Here is a 26301-nt window from a genome sequence, read left to right on the forward strand (position 1 = left end):
TTATTCCTTTTCGGTGAGGCGGCCGATCAGCTGCACCAGGATCTGGACCGTCAGCAGCGTCATCCCGAAGGCCATCAGCGAGTACGGGATCCACAGCGGCGGCGCCAGCGTCGACGAGGTGGTCTGGCCTTCGACCAGGGCTTCGTGGAACATCGCCCACGATTTCCAGGAGAAGAAGGCGCAGAACAGGAAGGACAGCAGGTCCACCAGCATCAGGCGGATGCGGTTCACCCGCGGCGACAGCAGCCCGGCCAGGGCCTCGATGCCGATGTGGCCGCGGAAGGACTGCACGTAGGCCGCACAGAAGAAGGTGGCGCCGACCAGCATGAAGACCGCGGCCTCGTCCTGCCAGTCGGTGGCGACCTTGAAGAAGTAGCGCATCACCACCGAATAGCTCAGCACCAGGGCGGTGAGGATCATCGCCGCCATGGAGATCACCAGCAGCAGGTGATTGACCCTGTTGAGGAACAGGGCCAGGGTGGCCGCCCCGCGGTGCGAGGGCAGCGCGGGCGCTTGCGGCGCCTGCGCCTCGAATCCGTGCGCGCTCATCACTTCACCTGTTCGGCGAGCTGCAGCAGCTTGGCGGTGTTGGCGTTCTTGGCGGCGAAGTCCTTCCACGCGGTGCGGCGGGCGATGTCCTGCCATTTCTTGACGGTGGCGTCGCTCAGGTCGACGGCCTTGGCGCCGGCTTTGGTGAACACCTTGGCGACTTCTTCATCGTCTTCCTTGGCTTCCTTGAGCGCGAAGGCTTCCATTTCGGCGCCGACCTGCAGGATGATGGCCTGCTGCTCCTTCGTCAGGCGGTCGAAGGCGGCCTTCGACATCATCAGCGGCTCCAGCATGAACCAGTAGGACTTGCCGCGGCCGGTGGTCAGCGCCTTCGACACTTCCTCCAGGCGGAACGAGATCAGCGAGGTCGAGGAGGTGAGGGCGGCGTCCATGGCGCCGGTCTGCATGCCGGCATAGATCTCGTTCGAGGGCAGGGTCACGACGGCGGCGCCGGCTTCCTTCAGGATCAGGTCCATCTCGCGCGAGCCGCCGCGGATCTTCATGCCCTTCGCGTCTTCCGGCTCGACGATCGGCTTGCCGCGCGAGGCCATGCCGCCGGCTTGCCAGATCCAGCTGACCATCACCACGCCCTTCTCGGCGAGGATTTTCGTGAGTTCCTTGCCGACCGCGGCGTTCTTCCAGGCGGCGCTCTGTTCATACGAGGTCACCAGGCCGGGCATCAGGCCGATATTGGTTTCGGGGACTTCGCCGCCGGCGTACGACAGCGGCACCAGCGACATGTCGAGCGCGCCCTTGCGCATCGCCGAGAACTGGGCGTTGGTTTTCATGAGCGAGGAGCCGGGATAGATCTCGAACTTCACGCCGCCCTTGGTGCGTTTCTCGACCTCGGCGGCGAACATGCGCACCAGGCGATCGCGGAAATCGCCCTTGTCGATGGTCCCGCCAGGGAACTGGTGCGAAATCTTGATGGTGGTGGTCTCGGCCCAGGCCGGGGCCGCGCCGAATGCCATGCCGATGCTCAGTGCCAGTACACCCAGGGCGGTGCGTCGCTTGATTGCCATATCTATCTCCTCAGTTCTCTTCACGGGAACGCATGCTGTTGCATGCAAATTTTTTGTTTATGTATACAAGATGAACCAGAAAAAATACAATGTCAATCAGGTTAATATGATTTTTTTAAGCAGGAAGCAGCGCCATGAAAAAGCTCTCTGATCGGCTACGCGAACAGATTGAGGAAAGAATTGCCACTGGGAAGTTGTTGCCGGGGCAGCACCTCGACGAGACGGAACTGGCCAATGAATTCGGGGCATCGCGTACCCCGATCCGCGAAGCACTGATCCAGCTGGCCTCGGCCGGGCTGGTGCAGATCCGGCCGCGCCGCGGGGCGGTGGTGTCGACGGTGTCGCCGCACGAGATCGTGGAGATGTTCGAGGTGATGGCCGAGCTGGAAGCCATGTGTGCACGCCTGGCGGCGCGGCGCATGTCGGCCGCCGAGCATGCCAAGCTGCTGGAAGCGCACCAGGCCTGCAGCAGCGCCTACGAGGCGCGCGACCCGGACGAGTACTACTACCGCAACGAGGTGTTCCACCAGATGATCTTTGCGGGGAGCCACAACCACTTCCTGGCGGAGCAGGCGCGCGCCCTGTCGCGCCGGCTCCGTCCCTACCGGCGCCTGCAGCTCAGGGTGCGCGACCGTATGAAGCACTCGTTCAGCGAGCATGACGCGGTGGTCAAGGCCATCATCGACGGCGACGGCCAGAAGGCGGCCGACTTCCTGCGCAGCCATGTGGCCGTGCAGGGCCAGCGTTTTACCGACCTGGTCGCGTCGATGGAGGCGCTGAACGCGGTGGCAGCTTAGAACGCGTTCTGATTAGAAGCCGAACTTCAGGCCGGCGTTGAGGACATGGTTCTTGGGACCGTTGCGCGGCGACTTGCCGTTACGCTCGATTTCAGCGTACAGCGACACCCTGTCGGTCACCTTGAACTGTGCGCCTGCCGCGGCATACAGGCCGTTATCGCTTTCCTTGAAATTCCAGCCGGGCGCCTGGCTCGAGTACTTCTGTTCGCTATGGGCCAAGCCCAGCTTGCCGTACACCGACGAGCGCTCGCTCACCGGGATCGTGTACTTCGCGGCGGCGTAGAAGCTTGAGCTCTTTACGTGAGTGTAGGCAAAGTCGTTGTTGCCGAAGGGGACATAGAACCCGGTCTTGCCCAGCCAGGAATAGCCGGCTTCGACACCCCAGTTCTGGTCGAAGTCATAGCCGCCGAAAATCTTGGTCGTGCGTTTGCGGTCGTTCGTGATGGAGTCCTTGACCATGCCCGTGCCGATGCCAACGTAGGCATGCGGCGCCGTGTCGGTGAAGCTGGTGGTCTGGGCCTGCGCTGCCCCCATCGTAAGTATCCCTGCGAGCGCTGCGAAAATTGTCTTCTTCATTGTTTTTCCTTTGTTTTGGTTTTCACTGTGCCGCGATGCACCCGCATCGCGACCGAACAAAGGTAGCAGCTTGTTTCTTTTGAAAAACTGTCGGATTAGTAAGAATCTGTTACCGCTGTGCATATAAATGACCGAAAAGTCAGATATGTATGTTTTCTCGTCAGGAAAAATGATCGGCGTTGACTTCGGAAGAGGTCAATTTACGAACAGATGAGCAATGCAGCTTTGTTGCGGATGCTTACAACTTTTAAGAGATTCCCGACATGACAAAGCGCGTTTGCGGGTAAACACAGGGCCGCATGTCATCAAACCGTTAAATTTCCGTCATCTTCCTGACATACATCTCCACTATTCTGCCCAGCGATCGCCGCGCTACGACGCGGTCCCACTGACCTGATCCTGGAGTGTTGACGCATGAATCCGAATACCGACCTGTCCCGCCGCCGCCTGCTTCGCCTGCTGGGTGCGACCCCGATGCTGCCGATCGGCGCCGGCACCGTGGGCGCCATGCTCGCCGGCTGCGGCGGTGGCGACGACAGCCCGGTGACGACCGCCCCGACCCCGCCGGTAACGACCACGCCGCCGCCCGTCACCCTGTCCAGCGTCTCCTTCAGTTCGACGACGGCGCCGGCCCTGAGCGATGCCGCGGCGATGGCCACCACCACGGTCGGCTCGACCATGAGCGTGACTTTCAGCGACAGCAGCAAGCTGGATTTCAAGTTGTCCTATAAACCCTTCTTCATCACCGGCGACCTGGTCCCGAACGGCAATGGCGGCACCATCCTCGCCGGCGGCTACTACGACATCAACAACAAGCCGATCCTGGACACCACCGTGGCCGGCAAGGAGCGCCAGTATTTCTCGGATTCGCCGGACGGCACCTCGCTGCTGACCGTGCCGAACGCCAAAGTGACCGGTGTGAAAGGCAATACCGTGTTCGCCGTGGTGCAGTTCGAATACACCACCTGGGCGCAGGACGGCGTGACCGGCATGTATGGCAAGCTGCCGTCGCCGATCGCCGTGCTGACCCTGGACCAGGACCCGGCCAACGGCAAGCTGAGCCTCGTGAAGTACCACAACGTCGACACCTCGAGCGTCAACGGCCTGTGGATCACCTGCGGCGCCAGCCTGTCGCCGTGGGGCACCCATCTGTCGAGCGAGGAGTACGAGCCGAACGCTTTCACTGCCGCCACCGACGCCCAGTTCAAGGGCTTCAGCAAGAGCCTGTACGGCGACGAGACCAAGGCCAACCCCTACAACTACGGCCACCTGCCTGAAGTGACGGTCAACCTTGATGGCACCGCATCCATCAAGAAGCACTACTGCATGGGCCGCATCTCGCACGAACTGGTGCAGGTGATGGGCGACAACCGCACCGTGCTGATGGGCGACGACGCCACCAACAGCGGCTACTTCGTGTTCGTGGCCGACAAGGAGAAGGACCTGTCGAGCGGCACCCTGTACGTGGCCAAGGTTGGCGCCGGCTTCTCGCTGGACCCGGCCGCCGCCGCCGCGCCGCTCACCTGGATCAAGCTGGGCTCCGCCACCAGCGACGAGATCCGCTCGCTGGCCGCCTCGATCAAGCCGACCGACATCATGGACGTCAAAACCACCGATCCGGCGGACGCCACTTACACCAAGGTCGCTGCGAACGGCCGTACCGAGTGGCTGAAGCTGAAGCCGGGCATGGAGAAGGCCGCCGCCTTCCTCGAAACCCACCGCTACGCCGCGCTGGTCGGCGCCTCGATGGGCTTCACCAAGATGGAAGGCACGACCGTCAACCTGAAGGACAAGATCGCCTACTCGGCCCTGCAGAATTGCCAGGGCTCGATGGTGGCGGGGAATGCGCTGAACGTGCCGGGCAACGGCATCTCGATCCCGAAGGCGCTCGACGCCGGCGCGGTGATGATGCTGAACCTGAAGGGCGGCCAGAAGGACACCGCCGGCAATGCCATCAACAGCGAGTGGATGCCGGCCGATACGAAGGCCCTGCTGGTGGGCGAGGACATCGCCGCCGACGCGCTGGGCAATACCGCCAACCCGAACAAGGTCGGCAACCCGGACAACCTGAAGTTCTCGGAAAAGATGCGCACCCTGTTCATCGGCGAGGACAGCAGCCAGCACGTCAACAACTTCCTGTGGGCCTACAACGTCGACACCAAACAGCTCTCGCGCCTGCTGTCGGTGCCGGCCGGCGGCGAATCGACCGGCCTGCACGCGGTCGACGACATCAACGGCTGGACCTACATCATGAGCAACTTCCAGCACCCGGGCGACTGGGGCGGCATCCACGCCAACGTGAAGACCACGCTGGATCCGCTGATCAAGGCGAACTACAAGGACAAGTTCGGGGCGGCTGTGGGTTACCTGACCGGTGAGCTGACGCAGTTCAAGCTGGCGAAGGCGTAAGCAAACGTCATGCGTGGGCACGGGGTGCCCACCCTACGAACAGCAGGTAGGGTGGGCACCCCGTGCCCACGCGTTCAACCAGTCTCAAAACAGCTCAGCAAACTCCCGCGCCGCCGCAAACGGATCCGGCGCCAGATACACACTGCTGATCGCCGCCACCATGTCAGCCCCCAGCCCCACCAGCGGCCGCGCATTCTCCACCGTCATCCCACCGATCACCACCACCGGCACCCGTAACAGCTCCCTGGCCTGCGCAACGAGATGCAAAGGCGTGCTCACCTCGTACGCCTTCACTTTAGACCGATAAAATCCGCCGAAGGCCACGTAGCTGGCCCCCGCATCCTGCGCCGCCCGCGCCAGCCCCAACTGGCCGTAGCAGGAAGCGCCGACGATCTTCGAAGGACCAAGCGCCGCCCGCACCGCCGCCACCGGCGCATCGGTGCCGCCGACGTGCACGCCGTCTGCATCCAGCCGCAGGCACAGGCCGGCGTGATCGTTGATGACCAGCGGGCGGCCATGGCGGCGGCACAGCGCCAGCAAGGCCGCCGCCTGCTCCTCACGCAAATCCGCGGAAGCCGTCTTGTTGCGGTACTGGACCAGCGCCGCGCCGGCATCCAGTGCCTGCGCCGTTACCGCCAGCAGCCGGTCTGTGTCCGCCCAGTCGGGCGTGACCAGATACAGTCCTTTCATATCCATGCTCAGGCTCCCCGATGTTCGATCCGCCGTGGAATCCGCTGGCCGTGGGCGATCGCATACGAATCCGCCAGCGCCTGGTTGCAGCAGCGCTGGGCGCGTTCCAGCGCCTGCGCCATCGGGTCGCCCAGGGCCAGGCGCGCGGCCAGGCTCGACGCCAGGGTGCAGCCGCTGCCGTGGAACTCGCCCGGCAGGCGCGGCCAGCGCCACTCGCGTACGCCGTCGCGGCTGTGCCAGCGGTTGACGACTTCATCGCCGTCGCCATGGCCGCCGGTGACCAGCACATGAGGACACGCCATCGCGCCGGATAAAGCCGCTGCTTCCGGCAGGTTCGGCGTGAGCACCGTCGCCACCGCCAGCAGCGGCGCCAGCGCCGCCAGCGCATCGCCGCGCGCGAGCGGGTCGCCGCGGCCGCTGGCCAGCACCGGATCGAGCACCACCGGCAGCGTCGGCATGCGCACGCGCAGCAGCTGGACGATGCAGACGATCGTTTCGGCATTCGCCAGGTTGCCGGGAATGCCGATCTTGACCGCGCGGATCGTCATCGTGTCGACCAGCAGCATGGCCTGGCGCGCGAGCAGGGCGGCATCCACCGGCGCCACCTCGTGCACCCGCTCGTGGTCCTGCACCGTCAGCGCCGTCACGATGGGCAGCGCGTGCGCGCCCTGGGCCGCAATCGCCTCGATGTCGGCCTGGATACCGGCCCCGCCGGACGGATCGAGGCCGGAAAACACCAGTACGCAGGGCCGCATCAGACTCTTCCCACCATCGGCGACGAAGGCGAAGCCGCGAAGCGCCGCGGCATCCGTCCCGCCAGATACGCGTCGCGGCCGGCTTCCACCGCCAGCCGCATCGCGCGCGCCATGCGCACCGGATCGCGGGCCAGGGCGATGGCGCTGTTCATCAGCACGCCGTCGCAGCCCAGCTCCATCGCAATGGCGGCGTCCGAGGCTGTGCCGACGCCGGCGTCGACCAGCACCGGCACCTTGGCCTGCTCGATGATGAGCGACAGGTTCCACGGGTTCAGGATGCCCATGCCGGAACCGATCAGGGACGCCAGCGGCATCACGGCAACCACGCCGATCTCTTCCAGCATGCGCGCCTGGATCGGGTCGTCACTGCAATAAACCATCACGTCGAAGCCGTCGCGCACCAGTTCCTCAGCGGCGCGAAGGGTTTCGGGCATGTTGGGGAACAGGGTCTTGTCGTCGCCCAGCACCTCGAGCTTCACGAGCTTGTGCCCGTCCAGCAGCTCGCGCGCCAGTTGGAGGGTGTAGACCGCATCCCTGGCCGTGTAGCAGCCGGCGGTATTCGGCAGGATGGTGTAGCGCGAGGGCGGCACCGCGTCCAGCAGATTCGGTGCGTGCGGGTCCTGGCCGATGTTCACGCGGCGGATGGCCACGGTGATGATCTCCGCGCCCGAGGCTTCGGTGGCGGCCGCGGTCTGGTCCAGATCGCGGTACTTGCCGCTGCCGACCAGCAGGCGCGAGCGGTATTCTTTGCCGGCGATGACGAGGGGCCGGTCGTTCATGTCGTTCATATTTTTCTCCGATTGTTTAACCGCCGCCGATGGCGCGCACGACGTCCACGCGGTCGCGCGGCCGCAGCAGGGTGGTGCGCCAGTGCTCGCGCGGCACCACGCGGCGGTTCACCGCCAGCGCCAGCGCCTGGCCGGACAGGCCCAGCGATTCGACCAGCGCATGCAGGCTGGCCGCGCCCGGCAGCACAGCATTCAGCTCATACGGCGTGCCGTTCAGTTCAATCTCCAGCATGCTCAGGCCTTCCCATAGAGCTCGGCGCCCTTGCGCACGAACTCCACCGCCTTTTCATGCATGCCGGCCGCCGCGTAATCGCGCACCTCCTGGGTGATCTTCATCGAGCAGAAATGCGGTCCGCACATCGAGCAGAAATGGGCTACTTTGGCCGAGTCCTTCGGCAGGGTCTCGTCGTGGAAGGAGCGCGCCTTGTCCGGATCGAGGCCGAGGTTGAACTGGTCTTCCCAGCGGAATTCGAAGCGCGCTTTCGATAAGGCGTTGTCGCGGATCTGCGCGCCGGGGTGGCCCTTGGCCAGGTCGGCCGCGTGCGCCGCGATCTTGTAGGTGATGATGCCGTCCTTGACGTCGTCCTTGTCGGGCAGGCCCAGGTGCTCCTTCGGCGTGACGTAGCACAGCATGGCGGTGCCATACCAGCCGATGTTGGCGGCGCCGATGCCCGAGGTGATGTGGTCGTAGCCGGGCGCGATGTCGGTGGTCAGCGGGCCCAGGGTGTAGAAGGGCGCCTCATGGCATTGGTCGAGCTGCAGCGCCATGTTCTCCTTGATCAGCTGCAGCGGCACGTGGCCCGGGCCTTCGATCATGGTCTGGACCTCGTGCCTCCACGCGACCTGCGTCAGTTCGCCGAGGGTGCGCAGTTCCGCCAGCTGGGCTTCGTCGTTGGCGTCGTAGATGGAGCCGGGGCGCAGGCCGTCGCCCAGGCTGAAGGCGACGTCGTAGGCCTTCATGATCTCGCAGATCTCTTCGAAGTGCGTGTACAGGAAGGATTCGCGGTGGTGGGCCAGGCACCACTTGGCCATGATCGAGCCGCCGCGCGAGACGATGCCGGTCAGGCGCTCCGCCGTCATCGGAATGAAGGGCAGGCGCACGCCGGCGTGGATGGTGAAGTAGTCGACGCCTTGCTCGGCCTGTTCGATCAGGGTGTCGCGATAGATCTCCCAGCTGAGTTCCTCGGCCTTGCCATTGACCTTTTCCAGCGCCTGGTAGAGCGGCACGGTGCCGATCGGGACCGGGCTGTTCCGGATGATCCATTCGCGCGTCTCGTGGATATGCTTGCCGGTAGAGAGGTCCATCACCGTGTCGCCGCCCCAGCGGATGGCCCAGGTCATCTTCTCGACTTCCTCACCGATGGACGAAGTGACGGCCGAATTGCCGATGTTGGCGTTGATCTTCACGAGGAAGTTGCGGCCGATGATCATCGGCTCGGATTCCGGGTGGTTGATGTTGGCCGGCAGGATGGCGCGGCCGCGCGCGATCTCGTCGCGCACGAATTCAGGCGTGATCTCCGGCGGGATCGCCGCGCCGAAGGACTGGCCCCGGTGCTGGCGGCCCAGCATGGCGGCCATTTTCTTTCCCGTGGGGCCGGCCGCTTCCAGATTGCGCAGGTACTCCTCGCGCCGCAGGTTCTCGCGGATGGCGACGAATTCCATCTCGGGCGTGACGATGCCCTGGCGTGCATAGTGCATCTGGGTGACGTTGCGCCCGCCGTCGGCGCGGCGCGGCTTGCGCTGCAGGTCGAAGCGCAACTCGGCCAGCTTCGGGTCGCGAAGGCGCTGCTGGCCATACGAGGATGAAGGACCGGCCAGTTCGACGGTGTCGCCGCGCTCGCGGATCCAGCCGCTGCGCGGGCAGGGCAGGCCGGCGCGGATGTCGATGCGCACTTCCGGATCGGTGTAGGGCCCGGAAGTGTCGTAGACCCAGACCGGCGGATTCGGCTCGGCGCCGAAGGACGCCGGCGTCGGCGACTGGTGAATCTCGCGCATCGGCACCCGGATGTCGGGACGCGAGCCGGCCACGTAGGCCTTGCGCGAATTGGGAAGAGGCGTCACGGCCGCGGCATCGACCGTGGCGCTGGCGGACAGGAATTTCGGATCGGCGTTCAAGTGCACTCCTTGTGTTCACTGAAGATCGGCGATCCAGCGGAGGAGTGCAAAGGCAGGCGCAGGCACGAGGGCATGCGAGGACTCTGTAGCTTCCCTTCGCTGGCATTATCCAGATCAGGTTCGGAGGGTATTTCTCACCCGCGTCCGATCTGTTCGACCGGCGCAGGACCCCTAGCGTTGTTGTCGTTTCATGAAGAAGCGACGGGCGGAGTGTACGTGGGTTTTGAGACAATGGCAATCCATGCGCCGCGTGACAAAGCACGCATTTTTCCTTCCACCGGGCTGATAAGCTGGGTTCATGATGAACAAGATGACGATAATGCGCGGCCTCGCCTTCGGGGTGCTGGCGCTCGGTGCGGCGGCCTCCCAGGCCTGCCGGGTGCCGCCTGCGGCGCAACTCATCGGCGCCGCCGAGCAGCTCGCTGCGGCGACCGATGTCGCGGTGGCGCAAGTGATCGGTGCCACTCCGCTGGGCGGCGAGGACGTCGAATACCGTTTCCTGGTGCTGGACCAGCTAGCGGGCCCGGATCGTAAAGTGTTTACGGTAACCGGACGCGCCGGATCGTCCCGCGCCAAGGACAGCAGCTTCGACCAACACCGGGCCTTCGTGTTCTGGGCCCGCGGCGGCGGACGCGTGATGAACGACGGCGATTGCGTCATCCATCCCAGTTTCGTCGTCGGCAACAGCTACCTCGTGTTCCTGGACGCGCGGCCGACCTGGCGCAGTTTCGAGCAGCTCGACAAGGTAGACGGCGTTGTGAATCCCGACGACCAATGGCTGGCCTATGTGAAAGCGCAGCTGAGCGGCCATGCGGTACATCAGGAAGCCACGTCGGATTACGAGCGCATCGGACGCTTCATCTACGGCCTGCAGCGCAGCATCGTGAGCGGCGAGATCGACACGAAAACCTTGGCCGCACAGCACGCGCCCGACGACCTCCTGTACCGCGCCGGCCGCCTGGAAGACGAGTTCGATCACATCTTCCGGAACCACCAGAATGTCCCGGACCAGGAAATGGCGGCGGCGCTACGCGAGGCCGCCGCGCTCAAGGCGGCGGTGCTAGCCTGGCGGAATAGCGCCACTCATTAAACATTTCAAGGAGAAACCATGTTCGACCGTCTGAAACGCAGTTTCCGCCTCGTCGGCGCCAGCGCCGACGTGCTCAGGCAGGACAAGCACCTGATGCTGTTCCCGATCATCTCCGGCCTGGCCCTGGTGCTGGTGCTGGCCGCCTTCGCGCTGCCGCTGCTCGGCCTGGCCTCGATCGACGGCATTGGCCGCGGCGGCGCGTATTCGGCGGCCTTCCTGTTCTACATCGTCCAGTACTTCGTCATCTTCTACTTCAACACCGCCCTGGTCGGCGCGGTCATGATCCGGCTCGACGGCGGCAGCCCAAGCCTGGGCGACGGCCTGCGCATCGCCAACGGCCGCATCGGGGCTATCTTCGGCTATGCCGTCATTTCCGCCACCGTCGGCGTGATCCTGCGCGCCATCCAGGAGCGGGTCGGCTTCATCGGCCGCTTCATCGCCGGCCTGCTGGGCGCCGGCTGGGCCGTCGCCACTTTCCTGGTGGTGCCGGTGATCGCCACCGGCGGGCAGAGTGCGACCGGCGCGATCTCCGAAAGCACGGCCCTGCTCAAGCGGACCTGGGGCGAGAACGTGGCCGGGCAGGTCGGGCTGAGCGCCGCCTTCGGCCTGCTGTACTTCTTCCTGATCGCGGGCGCGGTCGTGCTGACGCTGTTCATGGTCAAGCTGGGCGCGGCGCCGGCGCTGTACCTGCTCTTCGCCATCGTTGCCGTGCTGGCCGGCCTCGCCTGCATGCTGGTGCACGCGACGCTGAGCGGGATCTATTCGGCCGTGCTGTACCGCTACGCCGTCGGCGGCAGCGATGCGCCCGGGTTCGACCATGGGACCCTGTCCTCGGCATTCCAGCAAAAATCCTGAAACCGGGACAGCTTGGTGCGATACTATGCGGCCCGACGTCGAATCCAGCGCCGCAATGCCCACCCTGTCCCAACTCCTGCTGTACCCGATCAAATCCTGCGCCGGCATGGCGGTCCAGGAAGCCACCCTGCTCGAATCCGGCCTGGCCGCGCAAGGCGTGCACGACCGCGAATGGATGCTGGTGACGGAATCCGGCCAGTTCCTGACGCAGCGCGAATATCCGCGTATGGCGCTGATCCGGCCGGCGCCCGACGGCGGCAACCTGCGCATGAGCGGCCCGAAGATGGGCGACCTGCTGCTGCCGCTGGCCTGGGATGAAGCCGCACCCACCCGTTACGTCCAGATCTGGGACGACAGCATCGGCGCTGCCGACTGCGGCGACGTCGCCGCTGGCTGGTTCACCGAGGCGCTCGACGCCCGTGAACGGGTCCGCCTGGTGCGCTTCCGGCACGACGTGGTGCGCGCGACCAGCGTCAAGTGGACCGGCGGCCTGCCGTCGCAGACGCGCTTCGCCGACGGCTATCCGCTGCTGCTGATCGGCCAGTCCTCGCTCGACGACGTGAACATCCGCCTGCGCGCGGCCGGGCGCGCAGCCCTGCCCATGGACCGCTTCCGCCCCAACCTGGTGGTGGCCGGGCTGGAAGCCTACGAAGAGGATTACACCGCTTCCCTCAGCACCGGCGCGGCCGAGATCCGTCCCGTGAAACCCTGCGCGCGCTGCCCGATTCCCTCCATCGACCAGGCGACCGGCATCCCGGGCCCCGATCCGCTCGACATCCTGCAGACCTACCGCGCCAACCCCAGGCTGGACGGCGGCATCTGCCTGGGCATGAACTGCATCGTCTCGGCGGGCGTCGGCAGCCGGCTGCGGGTGGGCCAGGAACTGACGGCCGAACTCGCATTCTGACAACGCCTGCTACAGTTTCCATTTGCATTACGGCCGAGTTGGCGTAATGTTAGGGCTAATTGCTGAAAGGAACGTCCATGCACGAGCAGCAGGGCGCCAGTGTGCGCGAACTGATGGCGGAAAACGCCGCGCTGCGCAGGCAGCTCGCCAGCCTGATCGACCAGGCGGAGAGCAACCACGCGATCATGATGCGCCACCAGGCCTTCGACCTCGACATCGTGGGCGCGGGCAGCTTCCAGGAGCTGGTCGCCACCATCTTCCGCCAGCTGCCGATCGTCTCCAGCCTGGACATCGTGACCCTGTCGCTGGTCGACACCGGCGCCGACATCTTCACCGTGATGCACAAGCTGGGCGTGGACTTCGACGCCCTGCCCAACCTGCTGTTCCATGAACACCCCGAGGAACTGGGCTTCGCGCTCGAGCCGGGCCGCCTGCCGCGTCCGCGGCTGCTGCCCTACCACCCGGTCAGCCACGGCATGGCCTTCCCGCTGCCGCCCGCCGGCCTGGCCAGCATCGCCCTGGTGCCGCTGATCCGCAACCGCCGCCTGATCGGCAGCCTGAACCTGGGCAGCCGCGACCCCGGCCGCTTCACGCCGCTGTTGGGCACCGATTTCGTCGAGCACATGGGGTCGATCATCGCGATCTGCCTCGAGAACGTGATCAGCAACGAGATGCTGAAGTACATCGGCCTGACCGATGCGCTCACGGGCGTCTACAACCGCCGCTACATGGACCGCCGCCTGGCCGAGGAAATCGCGCGTGCCCGCCGCCAGTCCTACCGCATCGCCTGCATGTACATCGACATCGATCACTTCAAGCAGGTCAACGACACCTATGGCCACCAGGCCGGCGACGACGTGCTGCGCGAAGTCGCGTCGCGCATCAAGGCCGAGCTGCGCATGTCGGATGCGCTGGGCCGCTTCGGCGGCGAGGAATTCGTGGTGCTGCTGATCGATGCGGACCTGAACAGCGCCGGCATCGTGGCGCAGCGCATCCGCGCCAGCGTGGCCGACCAGCCCTTCCTGCTGCCGGAAGGGCAGGGCTTGTCGGTGACGGTGTCGATCGGCGTGGCGGCCCTGAACGATTTCGACCGCGAGCACGCGATCGAGGCCGTGGCCCAGGCGCTGGTGGCGCAGGCCGACCAGGCCTTGTACGAGGCCAAGCAGCAGGGACGCAACCGGGTCATATCGGGCACCTACGCCAGCGCGGCAAAGTAGCGCTTCAGGCAATCCAGCGCCGCCCGGACTTTCGCCGCTTCGCCTTCGCGCCGCGGCGTGACGGCCCATACCGGCATTGCCGCCAGCCGCCACGACGGCAGCACCTGGACCAGGTCCCCGCGCAGCAATGCGGGAAGCACGTCGGCACGCACCATGCGTGCGATGCCCAGACCGTGTTCGCACATCTGCTGCAGCGATACCTGGTTATTGCTGACGATGCGCGCTTCGACCACGGTGCGCTGCAGCTTGCCATCTGCGTTCTGCAGGTCCATCGGCACCAGCAGTCCCGGGAATCCCGGCGCCGCGCTTCTTGCGTTCCCCTGGGCCGCGGCAAAGCTGCCCGGCGTGCTCTCCTGGCCCTCACGTCCGAACGCCAGCCACTGGTGACCGGGCAGATCCTCCGGCGTGCGCGGCATGCCGTGGCGTTCGAGGTAGGCGGGCGCGGCGCACAGGATCATGTCGAAGTCGCACAGGCGCCGCGCCACCCAGTTCGAATCGGCCATCCGGCCGACGCGCAGCGCCACGTCGATACGGGCCTCGATCAGGTCGATCATGGCGTCGTCGACCAGAAGGCGCAGGCGCAGCTGCGGCGCCTCCGCCAGCAAAGGCGCGAGCGCCGGTGCGATGTGATTCGCGAAGCCGACCGGCGCCGCCACCCTCAATTCCCCCGTCGGTGCATCGCGCGCCTGCTGCAGGGCTTCCGCGGCGGCGTGGGCGGCGTCCAGCATGCGGCGGCAGTGGGGATAATAGCGTTCGCCTGCCTCTGTCAGGCTCAGTTTGCGGGTCGAGCGGTGCAGCAGCGTCACGCCGCCCTGGCGCTCGAGCAGGCGTATGGCCTGGCTGACCGCCGACGGACTGATGCCGAGCCGGCGCGCGGCCGCGCTCATCGAACCGGTTGCGACGGTTTCCGCAAATATGGCCAGCGGCCTCAGGTCATCCATTATTAAGCTCCACTTCAAAGTCCTGGTGATTTTACGGGTCTTATCAGGTCATCGTGAAGTCAATAGCATGATGCTTCCTCAACGATGATTGGAGCAAGCATGAAAATCGCCCTGATTGGCGCCACCGGCTTTGTCGGTGCGGCCGTCCTCGCAGAGCTGCTGGGCCGCCGGCACCAGGTAACGGCGCTGGCGCGCCATCCGGAACGTATCGCATCGCATCCGCAACTGCTGGTCCGCAGTCTCGATGCGGCGGATAGTGCGGTGGTGGCCGACGCCGTACGTGGCCACGACGCCGTCGTATCGGCATTCAATCCCGGCTGGGAGCATCCCGATCTGTATGCGCAATTCATGCGCGGCAGCGAGGCGATCGTGCGCGGCGTCGAGGCTTCCGGTGTCAAGCGCCTGCTGGTCGTCGGCGGCGCCGGCAGCCTGTTCGTGGCGCCCGGCGTGCAACTGGTGGATACCCCGGAATTCGCCGGCCATGTGCCGCCGAACGTGGTGCCGGGCGCGAAAGCGGCGCGCGATGCGCTGAGCGCCATGCGAGGCAATACCAGTCTGGATTGGACTTTCCTCAGCCCGCCGGCCATGCTGGCGCCGGGAGAACGCAGCGGCGCCTACCGGGTCGGCGGGGAGGACTTGCTGATGGCGGGCGAGGGCCCGGCGGGTATTTCGGTGGCCGACCTGGCGGTGGCGATCGCCGACGAGATCGAGCAGCCGCGCCATGTGCGGGCCCGCTTCACGGTCGCCGCGGCGTAAGGCCGCACGCGGGCGTCAGCGCAGCAGGCGCCCCTCGGCCCGGCTCACCGCCATTCCGGTCCCGCGCAACACCACCACGTCGCCGGCGCGCAGTTCGGTGTCCTCTTCCGGCTCGATGCGCTGGTTGCCGCGCCGGACCGCCGTCACTTCGGCGCCCACTTCATCCAGCCCGAGGTCGCCGATGCAGCGCCCGACCGCGCCGGCGTCCTCGGCCAGCACCACCGAGTGCAGACGCACGTAGCTGTGTTCCGGGTCTTCCTTGACGTCGCCTGCGCCGTGGAAGAAGCCGCGCAGCGAGGCGTAGCGCTCGTCGCGCGCGGCCTGCACCCGGTGCACCACGCGGCGCAGCGGCACGCCCATCACCACCAGCGCGTGCGAGGCCAGCATCAGGCTCGATTCCAGCGCCTCCGGCACGACCTCGGTGGCGCCGGCGCGTTTCAGGACGTCGAGTTCGGTGTCGTCATGGGCGCGCACGATCACCGGCAATTTCGGCGCCAGCTCGTGCACCAGGTGCAGCACCTTGAGCGCCAGGCGGGTATCGGCAAAGGTGATCACCAGCGCGCTGGCGCGATTGATACCGGCCGCGATCAGGGCTTCCCTGCGCGAGCAGTCGCCGTAGGAGACGTTGGCGCCGGCGGCGCGCGCTTCCTGCACCCGCTCGGGGTCGAGGTCGAGCGCATACCAGGGCAGCTTTTCCTCGGAGAGCAGGGTGGCCAGGCTTTGCCCGCTGCGCCCGAAGCCGGCGATGATCACGTGCTTCTGCGCCGCCATCGTGCGGCTCGCGATCTGCGTCAGCTGCAGCGACTGCAGCATCCATTCGTTGGAGGCGATCTTCATCACCAGCTTGTCGCTGTTGGCGATCACGAAGGGCGCCAGCAGCATCGACAGCACCATGGCCGCCAGCACCAGCTGGATCAGGAAAGGGTCGATCAGCTTCGAACCGGAGGCCAGGTTCAGCAGCACGAAACCGAACTCGCCGGCCTGCGCCAGGGCCAGGCCGGTGCGCATGGCCACGCCGTCGGACGAGCCGAAGGCCTTGGCCAGCGCCGCGATCAGGGCGAACTTCAGCAGCACCGGAATCACCAGCATCGCCAGGACCAGCCACCAGTTGGCCAGCACCAGCTCCAGGTTGAGCAGCATGCCGATGCTGATGAAGAACAGGCCGAGCAGCACGTCGCGGAAGGGCTTGATGTCCTCTTCCACCTGGTGCTTGTATTGGGTCTCGGAGATCAGCATGCCGGCCACGAAAGCGCCCAGCGCCATCGACAGGCCGGCGCGCTCCGTGATCCAGGCCGCGCCCAGGGTCACCAGCAGCAGGTTCAGCATGAACAGCTCCTGCGAGCGGCGCTTGGCGACGATGGTGAACCACTTGCGCATCCATTTCTGGCCGAAGAACAGCAGCAGCGCCAGCACGCCGGCGGCTTTGACGGCGGCCCAGCCCAGGTTCATGGCCAGCTCCTCGGCCGGCCGCGCCAGCGAGGGGATCAGGATCAGCAGCGGCACCACCGCCAGATCCTGGAACAGCAGGATCCCGATGATGCGCCGTCCGTGCTCGCTTTCGAGCTCGAGACGCTCGGTCAGCATCTTGGAGACGATCGCGGTGGAGGACATTGCCAGCGCCCCGCCCAGGGCCAGCGCGGCCTGCCAGCCGACGTTCAGCGGCGGCGGCAGGCGTGGGCTGACGAGGGCGACCAGCATGGTGATAAGGATGGTCAGCGACACCTGGGCCAGCCCGAGCCCGAACACGATGCGGCGCATCGCCCTGAGCTGGGCCAGCGAGAATTCGAGGCCGATCGAGAACATCAGGAACACCACGCCGAATTCCGCCAGCGCGTGGGTGGTGGGGCCGTTGTCGGCCAGGTGCAGGGCATGCGGCCCGATCAGCACGCCGACGGCCAGGTAACCCAGCATCGGGGGCAGGTGCAGCATGCGGAACGCCACCACACCGAGGACGGCGCTGCCCAGAAGAAGTAAAGTTAGTTCAAGGCCTGATGTCATGCGGGCTGCGGGTCTGGGTCCTGTAAATATATACGCTCGGTTACATCTGGCAAGTTTTTTGCTTTCTCAATTCGGATATACTTCCACCATGAGTGTAACCGATGAAAAAATAATGCTGACAAGTTTTGACGAGACCCAGGCGCAGCGCGCTCTGGAGCTGGCCCGCGAGACCCTGGACATCGAGGCGGAGGCGATCCGCAAGCTGACCGCGCGCCTCGGCCAGGACGACAGCCTGCCGCGTGCGGTGGCGCTGATGATGGCCTGCAAGGGCCGCGTGGTCGTCTCCGGCATCGGCAAATCGGGTCACATCGGCCGCAAGATCGCCGCCACCCTGGCCTCGACCGGCACCCCGGCCCTGTTCCTGCACCCGGCCGAAGCCGCGCACGGGGACCTCGGCATGGTCACCCCGCAAGATGTCCTGATCGCGATCTCGTATTCCGGCGAAAGCGCCGAGCTGGCGGTCGTGATTCCGGCCGTCAAGCGTATGGGCGTGCCCGTGATCGCCATGACCGGCAAGCCGGGCTCGCGCCTGGCGACGGTCGCCGACGTCCACCTGGACGTTTCCGTCGAGAAGGAAGCCTGCCCGCTGAACCTGGCGCCGACGGCCTCCACCACCGTCACCCTGGCGCTCGGCGATGCACTCGCTGTGGCGTTGCTGGAACTGCGCGGCTTCAAGTCCGAAGATTTCGCCCTCTCGCACCCGGGCGGCGCCCTGGGCCGCAAGCTGCTGACCCACGTGCGCGACGTCATGCGCAGCGGCGAGGCGATTCCCCAAGTTTCGCCGAATGCGCCGCTGACCGAAGCCTTGCTGGAAATCTCGCAGAAGGGCATGGGCATGACCGCCATCGTCGACGATGCCGGCCGCCCGGTCGGCGTGTTCACCGACGGCGACCTGCGCCGCCTGTTCGAAAAGACCCATGATTTCAGCAAGCTGACGATCAAGGACGTCATGCACGCCAACCCGCGCCGCATCCACCCGGAACAGCTGGCGGTCGATGCCGTCGCCGTGATGGAAGAATTCCGCATCAACCAGATGCTGGTGACCGACCAGGACGATGTATTGGTCGGCGCCCTGCACATCCACGACCTGACCCGCGCCAAGGTGATCTGATGGTGACCCCGCTCGAACATGTGCAGCGCGCGGCGCGCGTGAAGGTCATGATCTTCGACGTCGACGGCGTGCTCACCGACGGCAGCCTGACCTATGACGCCAACGGTGAGATCACCAAGACCTTCTATGTGCTGGACGGCCTCGGCATCCAGCTGCTGAATCGCACCGGCGTGCAGACCGCCATCATCAGCGCGCGCACCTCGCCCATCGTGATCAAGCGCGCGGCCGACCTCGGGATCACCCACGTGTTCCAGGGCCAGCACGACAAGCGCCTGGCCTTTGCCGAGCTGCTGGCGAAGACCGGCGTAACGGCCGAGGAGTGCGGCTACATCGGCGACGACGTGATCGACCTGCCGCTGTTCACCCGCGTCGGCTTTGCCGTGACGGTGCCGAGCGGCCATCCGGAAGTGCAGTACCGCGCCCACTATGTCACGAAGAACCCGGGCGGCCGCGGCGCCGTGCGCGAAGTCTGCGACATGGTGATGCGCGCCCAGGGTACCTACGAACAGGCATTGGCACCGTACTTTGGATAACCTGACGCAGCCCATGGCAACCACCCCCTACGTCAACAAGCGCACCAGGCACCGCTGGCGCCTGCTGGCGCTGATGCTGACGGCCCTGTTCTTCGCCTTCGGCAGCTTCTGGCTGGTGCAGGTGATGCGCGGCGAGGCGCAGGGACCGAACGTCAACCTGGGCAACGATCCGGACTACATCATCGACAATTTCAGCTTCGTGCGCATGTCGGAGACCGGCCAGCCGCGCTACGTGATCTCGGGCGAGCGCCTGACCCACCGCCCGGCCGACAATACTTCCGTCATCGAGAAGCCGGTGGTGCAGAGCAAGAGCACCGACCATCCGGACATGACCATGACGGCCGATAAGGCCCTGGTCAACCAGGACCAGAACCAGATCGACCTGACCGGCAACGTCGACATCTCCCGCCCCGGCAGCAAGACCTCGGACCCGCTGCGCATCCGCACCGAGGCGCTGACCGTGCTGCCGGACGAGGAAATCTCGAAGACCGACAAGCCGATCCAGATGACGCTGGGTCACGCCTCCGCAACCGGGGTGGGCATGGTGGCCAACAACGCCACGCAGCAGCTGACGCTGGGCGGTCGCGGCCGGATCGTCTATCCGCCGCATGCCCAACGCTGACAGGACAAACCGAAAGGACCGCCTCCAATGAAAAAAATAATCGCCGTCGCCATGCTTTCGCTGGCCAGCCTGACAGCCTCGGCCGAGCGCGCCGATTCGCTCAAGCAGGCCCAGATCGATTTCGACAGCGGCCACATCGACGAAGCCACCCAGACGCGTATCCTGACCGGCAACGTGGTGCTGACGCGCGGCACCCTGCTGATCAAGTCGGACAAGGCCGTGCTGAAGGAAACCCCCGAGGGCTACATGCTGCTGACGCTGACGGCCGCACCGGGCAAAACCGCCAGCTTCCGCCAGAAGCGCGACGGCGGCCCGGACTTGTGGACCGAAGGCCAGGCCCAGCGCATCGAGTACGACGAGCGTACCGAGGTGGTCAAGCTGTTCGCCAACGCCATCGTCAAGCAGCTGGAAGGCAAGCGCATGACGAGCGAGGTGAACGGCCCCTTCATCTCCTACGACAACCGCACCGAGCAGGCCAACGTGTTCAACGACGCCAGCGGCGAAAGCAAGGCGGGCGGCGGCCGCAGCACCATCATTATCGCGCCGCGCCGTACTACGCCGGCCGCTGCGCCGGCAGGGAAGCAGTAACATGAAGCGCGCCCTCGCCGCCGCCCTCGCCACGCTGATGCTGGCGCCGCTCGCGCAGGCCGAGCGGGCGGATTCGCTCAAGCCCTTCAATGTCGAAGGCGACAAGGCGACAATCGACCAGGCCACCCAAACCGTGATCCTGACCGGCAATGTGATCGGCACCCGCGGCACCATGCTGCTGAAGGCCGAGCGCGCCGAGATCAGGGAAACGCCGGATGGCTATCGGACCGTGGTGCTGTTCGGGGCGAACGGCAAGACCGCGTCGTTTCGCCAGAAGCGCGACGGCGGCGCTGACGAGTGGGCCGAAGGCTACGGCGAGCGCATGGAATATGACGAGCGCACGGATGTCGTCAAACTGATCTCGCACGCCGTCATCAGGCAGCTGGACGGCCGCACCGTGACCAGAGAGATGAGCGGCCCGTTCATTTCCTACGACGCCCGCAAAGAAGTCCTGTTGAACATGAATGACGTGAGCGGCAGCGACAAGCCGGGCAAGGATCGCGTCAGCGTCACTTTTTACACGCGCCGCCCGGCCTCGGCAGCGCAACCGGAAGCAGGAAAGCAATGATGGATGTACAAGCAAACGCCGCCACGGCCGACATCGCATGCGGTGGCAGCACCCTGGTCGCCAAGGGACTGCAGAAAAGCTACGGCAAGCGCCTGGTGGTGCGCGACGTCTCGCTGGAGGTCGCCTGCGGCGAGGTGGTGGGACTGCTCGGCCCGAACGGCGCCGGCAAGACCACCTCGTTCTACATGATCGTGGGCCTGGTGCCGGCCGAAGCCGGCGCCATCGTCATCAACGGCACCGACATCACGAGCCTGCCGATCCACCGCCGCGCCATGCTCGGCCTGTCCTACCTGCCGCAGGAAGCCTCGGTCTTCCGCAAGCTGACGGTGGAAGAGAACATCCGCGCCGTGCTGGAACTGCAGCGCGAGAACGGCAAGCCGCTGAGCAAGGCGCGCATCCAGGAACGCCTGGACGAGCTGCTGGCCGAGCTGCAGATCGAGAAGCTGCGCGAGAACCCGGCGATGTCGCTGTCGGGCGGCGAGCGGCGTCGCGTGGAGATCGCGCGCGCGCTGGCCACCGATCCGCGCTTCGTGCTGCTGGACGAACCCTTCGCCGGCGTGGATCCAATTGCCGTGATCGAGATCCAACGTATCGTGCGCTTCCTGAAAGAGCGCGGCATCGGCGTCCTGATCACCGACCACAACGTGCGCGAGACGCTCGGCATCTGCGACCGTGCCTACATCATCAACCAGGGCGCCGTGCTGGCCTCGGGCCGTCCCGACGACATCATCGCCAACGAGTCCGTCCGCCGCGTCTACCTGGGTGAACACTTCAGGATGTAGTCATGAAACAGACGCTCCAACTCAAGACCTCACAGCATCTTGCGCTGACGCCGCAACTCCAGCAGTCGATCCGCCTGCTGCAGCTGTCCACGCTCGAACTCCACCAGGAGATCGAACAGGTCCTGGGTGAGAATCCGCTGCTCGAGCGCCTCGACGATCCGCTCGATCGCTCGGTGCGCCTGTTGGCGGACGGTGCGATCAACAACGGTGCGTCGACTTCCACCACGCCCGATTCGCCTCCCGCATCCGGGCAGGGCGAGGAAGGCAATGGCAGCGGCGGCGGCGAGTCGGAAGGCGGCGACAGCGGCGAGGCCGGCGGCGCCGAGCACGAGATGGAGTGGGGCGAATCGGGCCGCTCGGGCAGCGGCGGCGAGGAAGAGGACGGCCGCCCGCAGCTGGAAGCCAGCCCCATCTCGCTGCGCGAACACCTGATGGAACAGGTGCGCCTGACCTGCATCTCGCCGCGCGACTGCGCGCTGGTCGAGATCGTGGTCGACTCCCTCGACGACAACGGCTACCTGGAAGAATCGCTGGACGACATCCACGCGCGCATGCCGACCGAACTCGAGATCGAATTCGAGGAACTGCGCACCGCGCTGTCGATGGTGCAGAGCATGGACCCGCCGGGCGTGGGCGCACGCAGCGCCGCCGAATGCCTGGCCTTGCAGATCCGCCGCATGCCCGGCGTGGCGATGGTGACGCGGCGCATGGCGCTGGTCATCGTGGAGCGCTACCTGACCTGGTTCGCGCAGCGCGAATTCAACAAGCTCAAGAAGGCCCTCGACTGCGACGACGAAGACCTGCGCGAAGCCCAGGCCGTGATCCGCCAGTGCAATCCGCATCCGGGCGCGGCCTTCGCATCCGACGTCTCCGACTTCGTGGTGCCGGACGTGATCGTGCGCCGCGCGAAGGATGGCTGGAGCGTGCAGCTGAATCCGGAAGTGATGCCGCGCCTGCGCGTGAACAGCATCTACGCCGCCTTGCTGAAGCAGGGGAAATCGGAATCGCAGCTGAATGCGCAGTTGCAGGAAGCCAAGTGGCTGATCAAAAACATGCGCCAGCGCTTCGACACGATCCTGCGTGTCGCGCAAGCAATCGTCGAGCGCCAGCGGAACTTTTTTTCCCATGGCGCGGTTGCCATGCGGCCCCTTGTTTTACGTGAGATAGCTGATACACTAGGTCTACACGAGAGCACAATTTCTCGCGTCACAACTCAGAAATATATGCTGACGCCGCACGGCATGTTTGAGTTGAAGTACTTTTTCGGGAGTCACGTTGCGACCGAGGCAGGTGGTGAAGCATCCTCGACCGCGATACGCGCTCTCATCGTACAACTCACAGGAGCAGAAGACCCCAAGAACCCTTTATCCGACAGCAAGATCGCGGAGATGCTAGGGGAACAGGGAATGGTTATCGCACGCCGCACGGTCGCGAAATACCGTGAGGCGCTGAAGATCCCGCCCGTCAGCCTCCGCAAATCCTTGTAATAAGCTGCAGGGCACCCAGATACTGATAACCTGACAGCGCATCTTCAAAGGAGTGTGTATGAATCTCACTATCAGCGGACATCATCTCGATGTAACCCCAGCAATCCGTGAATACGTACAGAACAAGCTCGAACGCATCACCCGCCATTTCGATCAAGTGATCGACTCCCACGTCATCCTCTGCATTGACAATCTCACCGAGAAAGAAAAACGCCAGAAGGCCGAGATCAACCTGCGTGTTGCTGGGAAGATCGTTCACGTCGCCAGCGCTGCGCACGACCTCTACGCTGCGATCGACATGCTGATGGACCGCCTGGACAGGCAGGTTCAGAAGTACAAGCAGATGCTGCAGGACCACAGTCACACAGCACTAAAACGCATGGCCAACGAGGACATTGAAGGAGGAGAAGCTGCCGCTGCAGCGTGATCATTCCGCTGGCGCAGCATAAGCAAGACGAAGGGCGCATCAGGCGCCCTTTTCGTTTGGTAGGCCGCTACAATGCCGTTTTCCCATTCATAAATAAAAGAACATGAGCGAATACGTGCAGACCCGTGTGGCCAATGGCACCGGCATCATTACCCTGGATCGTCCCAAGGCCCTGAACTCGCTGTCGCTGGAAATGGTGCGCGCAATGACGGAGGCCTTGCTGGCCTGGCGCGAGGACGCTGGCGTCGACGCCGTCGTCATCACCAGCACCAGCGAGAAAGCCCTGTGCGCAGGCGGCGACATCCGTTTCTTCCACCAGGCCGGACATGCGAACCCGACTGGCGGCAGTGCTCTGCTGGAAGACTTCTTTACCGAAGAATACGCGCTCAACCACCTGATCCATTTTTATCCGAAGCCGTATATTTCTCTGATGGATGGCGTGGTGATGGGCGGCGGCATGGGCATCGCCCAGGGCGGCCCGGACACGGGCCTGCGCATCGTGACCGAACGCACCAAGATGGCGATGCCCGAAGTGAACATCGGCCTGTTCCCGGACGTCGGCGGCAGCCACTTCCTGTCGCATGCGCCGGGCGCGCTCGGCATGTACCTGGGCCTGACCGGACTGACCATCGGCGCCGCCGATGCGCTGTACGTCGGCCTGGCGGACGTGTTCGTGCCGGCTGCCGAACTGGCGGCCTTGAACGCGCTGATCGCGGCCACGCCGGGCGCGCAACTGGCGGAGGCGATCCGTGCCTTTGCGGCGCCGTTCGCGCAGCAGGCCGGCGCCAGCGAACTGCAAGCGCAGCGCGCGCTCATCGACAAGCACTTCGGCGCAGCGTCCGTGCAGGCGGTGATGTCCTCGCTCGAAGGCGACGACAGCCCCTTCGCACAGAAGGTTTTAAGCGCAATGCGCCAGCGCTCGCCCCTGATGATGTGCGTGACGCGCGAGATGCTGGTGCGCGGCGCCGCCATGGACGTGGCCGACTGCCTGCGCATGGAACGCTCGCTGGTGCGCCGCAACTTCGAGCACGGCGAAGTGCTGGAAGGCGTGCGCGCGCTGGTGATCGACAAGGACAATGCGCCGGCCTGGAATCCGCCGGCATTGGAGCAGGTGAGCCCGGAGATGGTGGCGCGCTTCTTCGAGCCGGTGTGGCCGGCCTACGCGCATCCGCTGCGTCATCTGGACTGAAGCGTCGTCCAGGCTCCTCTGTTTGCTGTAATGCATTGCAACATAATCACGGTGTTTTATGCGATGATTTCATCAGGCGATGAAATACCCGCATTGCCTGATAAAGCACAACAATAGAGGAGTCCGTTTTGTCGTTTCTGATCGTACTGGCCGCACTGGCCTTCCTGATGGTGGCCGCCTATCGCGGCTACAGCGTCATCCTGTTCGCACCGATCGCCGCCCTCGGCGCGGTCCTGTTCACCGACCCCTCCGCCGTGGCCCCGGTCTTTTCCGGGATATTCATGGAAAAGATGGTCGGCTTCGTCAAGCTCTACTTCCCCGTCTTCATGCTCGGCGCCGTGTTCGGCAAGGTCATCGAGATGTCCGGCTTCTCGAAAGCCATCGTGCAGGCCGCGATCCGCTACATCGGCCGCTCGCGCGCAAACGCCGTGATCGTCGCCGTGTGCGCGCTGCTGACCTATGGCGGCGTGTCCCTGTTCGTGGTGGTGTTCGCCGTGTACCCGTTTGCGGCCGAGCTCTACCGGCAAAGCAATATCCCGAAGCGCCTGATGCCGGGCGCGATCGCGCTGGGCGCCTTCTCGTTCACGATGGATTCGCTGCCGGGCACCCCGCAAATCCAGAACATCATCCCGACCACCTTCTTCAAGACCACGGGCTGGGCGGCGCCGGTGCTCGGCACCATCGGCTCGCTGTTCATCATCGTGGTCGGCCTGGCCTATCTGGAATGGCGCCGCCGCGCCGCGATGGCCAAGGGCGAGGGCTACGGTAGCCACACCGAAGCGCTCGAGACCGCGGACACGCAAGTACTGCCGAATCCGATCGTCGCTGTGCTGCCGCTGGTCCTGGTGGGCGTCGCCAACTTCATGTTCACCCGGATGATTCCGGTCTGGTACGGCACCGATGCCTATACCGTGCCGCCCGAGGTCCTGCCCGGCGTGCACGCGCCGGTGACGGCAACCGTGAAAACCGTGCTGGCGATCTGGTCGGTCGAAGCCGCGCTGCTGCTCGGCATCCTGCTGGTGCTGGCGACCGCCTTCCGCCGCGTCAGCCAGCGCTTTGCCGCGGGTTCCAAGGAAGCGGTCGGCGGCGCGCTGCTGGCGGCCATGAACACCGCGTCCGAATACGGCTTCGGCGGCGTGATCGCCGCGCTGCCGGGCTTCATCGTCGTCAGCGATGCGCTGAAGGGGATTCCGAATCCGCTGGTGAACGCCGCGGTGTCGGTGAGCTCGCTGGCCGGCATCACCGGCTCGGCCTCGGGCGGCATGAGCATCGCGCTGGCGGCCATGTCCGACCTGTTCATCAAGGGCGCCGAGGCGGCCCACATTCCGATGGAAGTCCTGCACCGCGTGGTCGCGATGGCCAGCGGCGGCATGGACACCTTGCCGCACAACGGCGCCGTGATCACCTTGCTGGCGGTGACCGGGCTGACGCACCGCGAGTCCTATCGCGAGATCTTTGCGATCACGATCATCAAGACCCTGGCGGTGTTCTTTGTGATTGGGGTGTTTTACGCGACCGGGCTGGTGTAG

The 26301-nt window shown here is 65.3% G+C and carries 27 protein-coding genes and 1 riboswitch; of the genes, 17 read left to right on the top strand and 10 right to left on the bottom strand.

The window, feature by feature from the left end; all coding sequences use genetic code 11:
• Both AC07PE_RS24070 and AC07PE_RS24075 read right to left on the bottom strand, forming a co-directional pair.
• Positions 1-549, bottom strand: a complete 549-nt coding sequence (locus AC07PE_RS24070; protein WP_498769256.1) for a TRAP transporter small permease — start codon at positions 547-549, stop codon at positions 1-3.
• Positions 549-1571: a TRAP transporter substrate-binding protein gene (locus AC07PE_RS24075; protein WP_498769258.1), complete on the bottom strand. Its 1023-nt coding sequence runs from the start codon at positions 1569-1571 to the stop codon at positions 549-551. Before AC07PE_RS24075 ends, AC07PE_RS24070 begins: the two co-directional genes overlap by 1 nt.
• Before the next feature lie 134 nt (positions 1572-1705).
• Between AC07PE_RS24075 and AC07PE_RS24080 the strand changes: the two genes are divergently transcribed.
• Entirely contained in the window at positions 1706-2368 is a 663-nt protein-coding gene (locus tag AC07PE_RS24080) for a GntR family transcriptional regulator (protein WP_498769260.1), read from the top strand.
• A 12-nt stretch (positions 2369-2380) separates the two neighbouring features.
• Here the strand turns inward: AC07PE_RS24080 and AC07PE_RS24085 are convergent, their stop codons facing one another.
• Positions 2381-2944 (bottom strand): porin family protein, encoded by a 564-nt coding sequence (locus AC07PE_RS24085; RefSeq protein WP_498769262.1) that lies wholly within the window; start codon positions 2942-2944, stop codon positions 2381-2383.
• Positions 2945-3358: 414 nt separating this feature from the next.
• Here AC07PE_RS24085 and AC07PE_RS24090 point away from each other — a divergent pair, with 414 nt between their 5' ends.
• Entirely contained in the window at positions 3359-5353 is a 1995-nt protein-coding gene (locus tag AC07PE_RS24090; RefSeq protein ID WP_498769264.1) for a PhoX family protein, read from the top strand.
• 84 nt (positions 5354-5437) lie between these two features.
• Here the strand turns inward: AC07PE_RS24090 and thiE are convergent, their stop codons facing one another.
• The 5 genes from thiE to thiC are packed head-to-tail and all read right to left on the bottom strand — an operon-like array spanning position 5438 to position 9701.
• On the bottom strand, positions 5438-6043 hold the full coding sequence (thiE, locus tag AC07PE_RS24095) for a thiamine phosphate synthase (protein ID WP_498769541.1): 606 nt from the start codon (positions 6041-6043) through the stop codon (positions 5438-5440).
• Between the two features lie 8 nt (positions 6044-6051).
• Positions 6052-6798, bottom strand: a complete 747-nt coding sequence (thiD, locus tag AC07PE_RS24100) for a bifunctional hydroxymethylpyrimidine kinase/phosphomethylpyrimidine kinase (protein WP_498769266.1) — start codon at positions 6796-6798, stop codon at positions 6052-6054.
• Positions 6798-7577: a thiazole synthase gene (locus tag AC07PE_RS24105; RefSeq protein ID WP_498769543.1), complete on the bottom strand. Its 780-nt coding sequence runs from the start codon at positions 7575-7577 to the stop codon at positions 6798-6800. The genes thiD and AC07PE_RS24105 overlap by 1 nt, the downstream gene beginning before the upstream one ends.
• 25 nt (positions 7578-7602) lie before the next feature.
• Entirely contained in the window at positions 7603-7818 is a 216-nt protein-coding gene (gene thiS / locus AC07PE_RS24110; RefSeq protein ID WP_498769268.1) for a sulfur carrier protein ThiS, read from the bottom strand.
• Between the two features lie 2 nt (positions 7819-7820).
• Positions 7821-9701, bottom strand: a complete 1881-nt coding sequence (gene thiC, locus AC07PE_RS24115) for a phosphomethylpyrimidine synthase ThiC (RefSeq protein ID WP_498769270.1) — start codon at positions 9699-9701, stop codon at positions 7821-7823.
• Between the two features lie 74 nt (positions 9702-9775).
• Positions 9776-9884: riboswitch (TPP riboswitch) on the bottom strand.
• Between the two features lie 115 nt (positions 9885-9999).
• Here thiC and AC07PE_RS24120 point away from each other — a divergent pair.
• The 4 genes from AC07PE_RS24120 (at position 10000) to AC07PE_RS24135 (ending at position 13770) form a co-directional block, all read left to right on the top strand.
• The gene (locus AC07PE_RS24120; RefSeq protein ID WP_498769272.1) at positions 10000-10791 is read left to right on the top strand and encodes a hypothetical protein; all 792 of its coding nucleotides are present in this window, start codon (positions 10000-10002) and stop codon (positions 10789-10791) included.
• A gap of 18 nt (positions 10792-10809) precedes the next feature.
• Positions 10810-11646 carry a DUF6159 family protein gene (locus tag AC07PE_RS24125; RefSeq protein ID WP_498769274.1) on the top strand — a complete coding sequence of 279 codons (837 nt, stop codon included), beginning with the start codon at positions 10810-10812 and terminating at the stop codon, positions 11644-11646.
• A gap of 55 nt (positions 11647-11701) precedes the next feature.
• Positions 11702-12553 (top strand): MOSC domain-containing protein, encoded by an 852-nt coding sequence (locus AC07PE_RS24130; protein WP_498769276.1) that lies wholly within the window; start codon positions 11702-11704, stop codon positions 12551-12553.
• 77 nt (positions 12554-12630) lie between these two features.
• The gene (locus AC07PE_RS24135) at positions 12631-13770 is read left to right on the top strand and encodes a GGDEF domain-containing protein (protein WP_498769278.1); all 1140 of its coding nucleotides are present in this window, start codon (positions 12631-12633) and stop codon (positions 13768-13770) included.
• Here AC07PE_RS24135 and AC07PE_RS24140 read toward each other — a convergent pair.
• Positions 13749-14711, bottom strand: coding sequence for a LysR family transcriptional regulator (locus AC07PE_RS24140; RefSeq protein WP_498769280.1), 963 nt, complete (start codon positions 14709-14711; stop codon positions 13749-13751). The two genes, AC07PE_RS24135 and AC07PE_RS24140, sit on opposite strands and share 22 nt — an antisense overlap.
• Before the next feature lie 99 nt (positions 14712-14810).
• Here AC07PE_RS24140 and AC07PE_RS24145 point away from each other — a divergent pair, with 99 nt between their 5' ends.
• On the top strand, positions 14811-15467 hold the full coding sequence (locus AC07PE_RS24145; RefSeq protein WP_498769282.1) for an NAD(P)-dependent oxidoreductase: 657 nt from the start codon (positions 14811-14813) through the stop codon (positions 15465-15467).
• 15 nt (positions 15468-15482) lie between these two features.
• Here the strand turns inward: AC07PE_RS24145 and AC07PE_RS24150 are convergent, their stop codons facing one another.
• A complete protein-coding gene (locus AC07PE_RS24150; protein ID WP_498769284.1) occupies positions 15483-17465 on the bottom strand; it encodes a monovalent cation:proton antiporter family protein in 1983 nt (660 codons plus the stop codon).
• Between the two features lie 88 nt (positions 17466-17553).
• Here AC07PE_RS24150 and AC07PE_RS24155 point away from each other — a divergent pair, with 88 nt between their 5' ends.
• The 10 genes from AC07PE_RS24155 (at position 17554) to AC07PE_RS24200 (ending at position 26301) form a co-directional block, all read left to right on the top strand.
• Positions 17554-18576, top strand: coding sequence for a KpsF/GutQ family sugar-phosphate isomerase (locus tag AC07PE_RS24155; RefSeq protein WP_498769286.1), 1023 nt, complete (start codon positions 17554-17556; stop codon positions 18574-18576).
• The gene (locus AC07PE_RS24160; RefSeq protein ID WP_498769288.1) at positions 18576-19109 is read left to right on the top strand and encodes a KdsC family phosphatase; all 534 of its coding nucleotides are present in this window, start codon (positions 18576-18578) and stop codon (positions 19107-19109) included. Before AC07PE_RS24155 ends, AC07PE_RS24160 begins: the two co-directional genes overlap by 1 nt.
• Positions 19110-19122: 13 nt before the next feature.
• A complete protein-coding gene (lptC, locus tag AC07PE_RS24165; RefSeq protein ID WP_498769290.1) occupies positions 19123-19731 on the top strand; it encodes an LPS export ABC transporter periplasmic protein LptC in 609 nt (202 codons plus the stop codon).
• 27 nt (positions 19732-19758) lie between these two features.
• Positions 19759-20319, top strand: a complete 561-nt coding sequence (gene lptA / locus AC07PE_RS24170) for a lipopolysaccharide transport periplasmic protein LptA (RefSeq protein ID WP_498769292.1) — start codon at positions 19759-19761, stop codon at positions 20317-20319.
• Position 20320: 1 nt separating this feature from the next.
• On the top strand, positions 20321-20887 hold the full coding sequence (gene lptA / locus AC07PE_RS24175) for a lipopolysaccharide transport periplasmic protein LptA (RefSeq protein ID WP_498769294.1): 567 nt from the start codon (positions 20321-20323) through the stop codon (positions 20885-20887).
• On the top strand, positions 20887-21669 hold the full coding sequence (gene lptB / locus AC07PE_RS24180) for an LPS export ABC transporter ATP-binding protein (RefSeq protein ID WP_498769296.1): 783 nt from the start codon (positions 20887-20889) through the stop codon (positions 21667-21669). The genes lptA (AC07PE_RS24175) and lptB overlap by 1 nt, the downstream gene beginning before the upstream one ends.
• Positions 21670-21671: 2 nt before the next feature.
• Positions 21672-23156, top strand: a complete 1485-nt coding sequence (locus AC07PE_RS24185) for an RNA polymerase factor sigma-54 (protein ID WP_498769298.1) — start codon at positions 21672-21674, stop codon at positions 23154-23156.
• 58 nt (positions 23157-23214) lie between these two features.
• Complete coding sequence (gene hpf / locus AC07PE_RS24190; protein WP_498769300.1) at positions 23215-23583, top strand: ribosome hibernation-promoting factor, HPF/YfiA family; 369 nt, start codon at positions 23215-23217, stop codon at positions 23581-23583.
• 103 nt (positions 23584-23686) lie between these two features.
• On the top strand, positions 23687-24772 hold the full coding sequence (locus tag AC07PE_RS24195) for an enoyl-CoA hydratase/isomerase family protein (protein WP_498769302.1): 1086 nt from the start codon (positions 23687-23689) through the stop codon (positions 24770-24772).
• A 128-nt stretch (positions 24773-24900) separates the two neighbouring features.
• Positions 24901-26301, top strand: a complete 1401-nt coding sequence (locus AC07PE_RS24200) for a GntP family permease (RefSeq protein WP_498769304.1) — start codon at positions 24901-24903, stop codon at positions 26299-26301.

Source organism: Telluria sp. GW821-FHT07G12 (assembly GCF_059418525.1).

Bases quoted from the DNA above. Each gene is read 5' to 3' on its own strand.
- AC07PE_RS24070 (WP_498769256.1), bottom strand. From the start codon at position 549: ATGAGCGCGCACGGATTCGAGGCGCAGGCGCCGCAAGCGCCCGCGCTG.
- AC07PE_RS24075 (WP_498769258.1), bottom strand. From the start codon at position 1,571: ATGGCAATCAAGCGACGCACCGCCCTGGGTGTACTGGCACTGAGCATC.
- AC07PE_RS24080 (WP_498769260.1), top strand. From the start codon at position 1,706: ATGAAAAAGCTCTCTGATCGGCTACGCGAACAGATTGAGGAAAGAATT.
- AC07PE_RS24085 (WP_498769262.1), bottom strand. From the start codon at position 2,944: ATGAAGAAGACAATTTTCGCAGCGCTCGCAGGGATACTTACGATGGGG.
- AC07PE_RS24090 (WP_498769264.1), top strand. From the start codon at position 3,359: ATGAATCCGAATACCGACCTGTCCCGCCGCCGCCTGCTTCGCCTGCTG.
- thiE (WP_498769541.1), bottom strand. From the start codon at position 6,043: ATGAAAGGACTGTATCTGGTCACGCCCGACTGGGCGGACACAGACCGG.
- thiD (WP_498769266.1), bottom strand. From the start codon at position 6,798: ATGCGGCCCTGCGTACTGGTGTTTTCCGGCCTCGATCCGTCCGGCGGG.
- AC07PE_RS24105 (WP_498769543.1), bottom strand. From the start codon at position 7,577: ATGAACGACCGGCCCCTCGTCATCGCCGGCAAAGAATACCGCTCGCGC.
- thiS (WP_498769268.1), bottom strand. From the start codon at position 7,818: ATGCTGGAGATTGAACTGAACGGCACGCCGTATGAGCTGAATGCTGTG.
- AC07PE_RS24120 (WP_498769272.1), top strand. From the start codon at position 10,000: ATGATGAACAAGATGACGATAATGCGCGGCCTCGCCTTCGGGGTGCTG.
- AC07PE_RS24125 (WP_498769274.1), top strand. From the start codon at position 10,810: ATGTTCGACCGTCTGAAACGCAGTTTCCGCCTCGTCGGCGCCAGCGCC.
- AC07PE_RS24130 (WP_498769276.1), top strand. From the start codon at position 11,702: ATGCCCACCCTGTCCCAACTCCTGCTGTACCCGATCAAATCCTGCGCC.
- AC07PE_RS24135 (WP_498769278.1), top strand. From the start codon at position 12,631: ATGCACGAGCAGCAGGGCGCCAGTGTGCGCGAACTGATGGCGGAAAAC.
- AC07PE_RS24140 (WP_498769280.1), bottom strand. From the start codon at position 14,711: ATGGATGACCTGAGGCCGCTGGCCATATTTGCGGAAACCGTCGCAACC.
- AC07PE_RS24145 (WP_498769282.1), top strand. From the start codon at position 14,811: ATGAAAATCGCCCTGATTGGCGCCACCGGCTTTGTCGGTGCGGCCGTC.
- AC07PE_RS24150 (WP_498769284.1), bottom strand. From the start codon at position 17,465: ATGACATCAGGCCTTGAACTAACTTTACTTCTTCTGGGCAGCGCCGTC.
- AC07PE_RS24155 (WP_498769286.1), top strand. From the start codon at position 17,554: ATGAGTGTAACCGATGAAAAAATAATGCTGACAAGTTTTGACGAGACC.
- AC07PE_RS24160 (WP_498769288.1), top strand. From the start codon at position 18,576: ATGGTGACCCCGCTCGAACATGTGCAGCGCGCGGCGCGCGTGAAGGTC.
- lptC (WP_498769290.1), top strand. From the start codon at position 19,123: ATGGCAACCACCCCCTACGTCAACAAGCGCACCAGGCACCGCTGGCGC.
- lptA (WP_498769292.1), top strand. From the start codon at position 19,759: ATGAAAAAAATAATCGCCGTCGCCATGCTTTCGCTGGCCAGCCTGACA.
- lptA (WP_498769294.1), top strand. From the start codon at position 20,321: ATGAAGCGCGCCCTCGCCGCCGCCCTCGCCACGCTGATGCTGGCGCCG.
- lptB (WP_498769296.1), top strand. From the start codon at position 20,887: ATGGATGTACAAGCAAACGCCGCCACGGCCGACATCGCATGCGGTGGC.
- AC07PE_RS24185 (WP_498769298.1), top strand. From the start codon at position 21,672: ATGAAACAGACGCTCCAACTCAAGACCTCACAGCATCTTGCGCTGACG.
- hpf (WP_498769300.1), top strand. From the start codon at position 23,215: ATGAATCTCACTATCAGCGGACATCATCTCGATGTAACCCCAGCAATC.
- AC07PE_RS24195 (WP_498769302.1), top strand. From the start codon at position 23,687: ATGAGCGAATACGTGCAGACCCGTGTGGCCAATGGCACCGGCATCATT.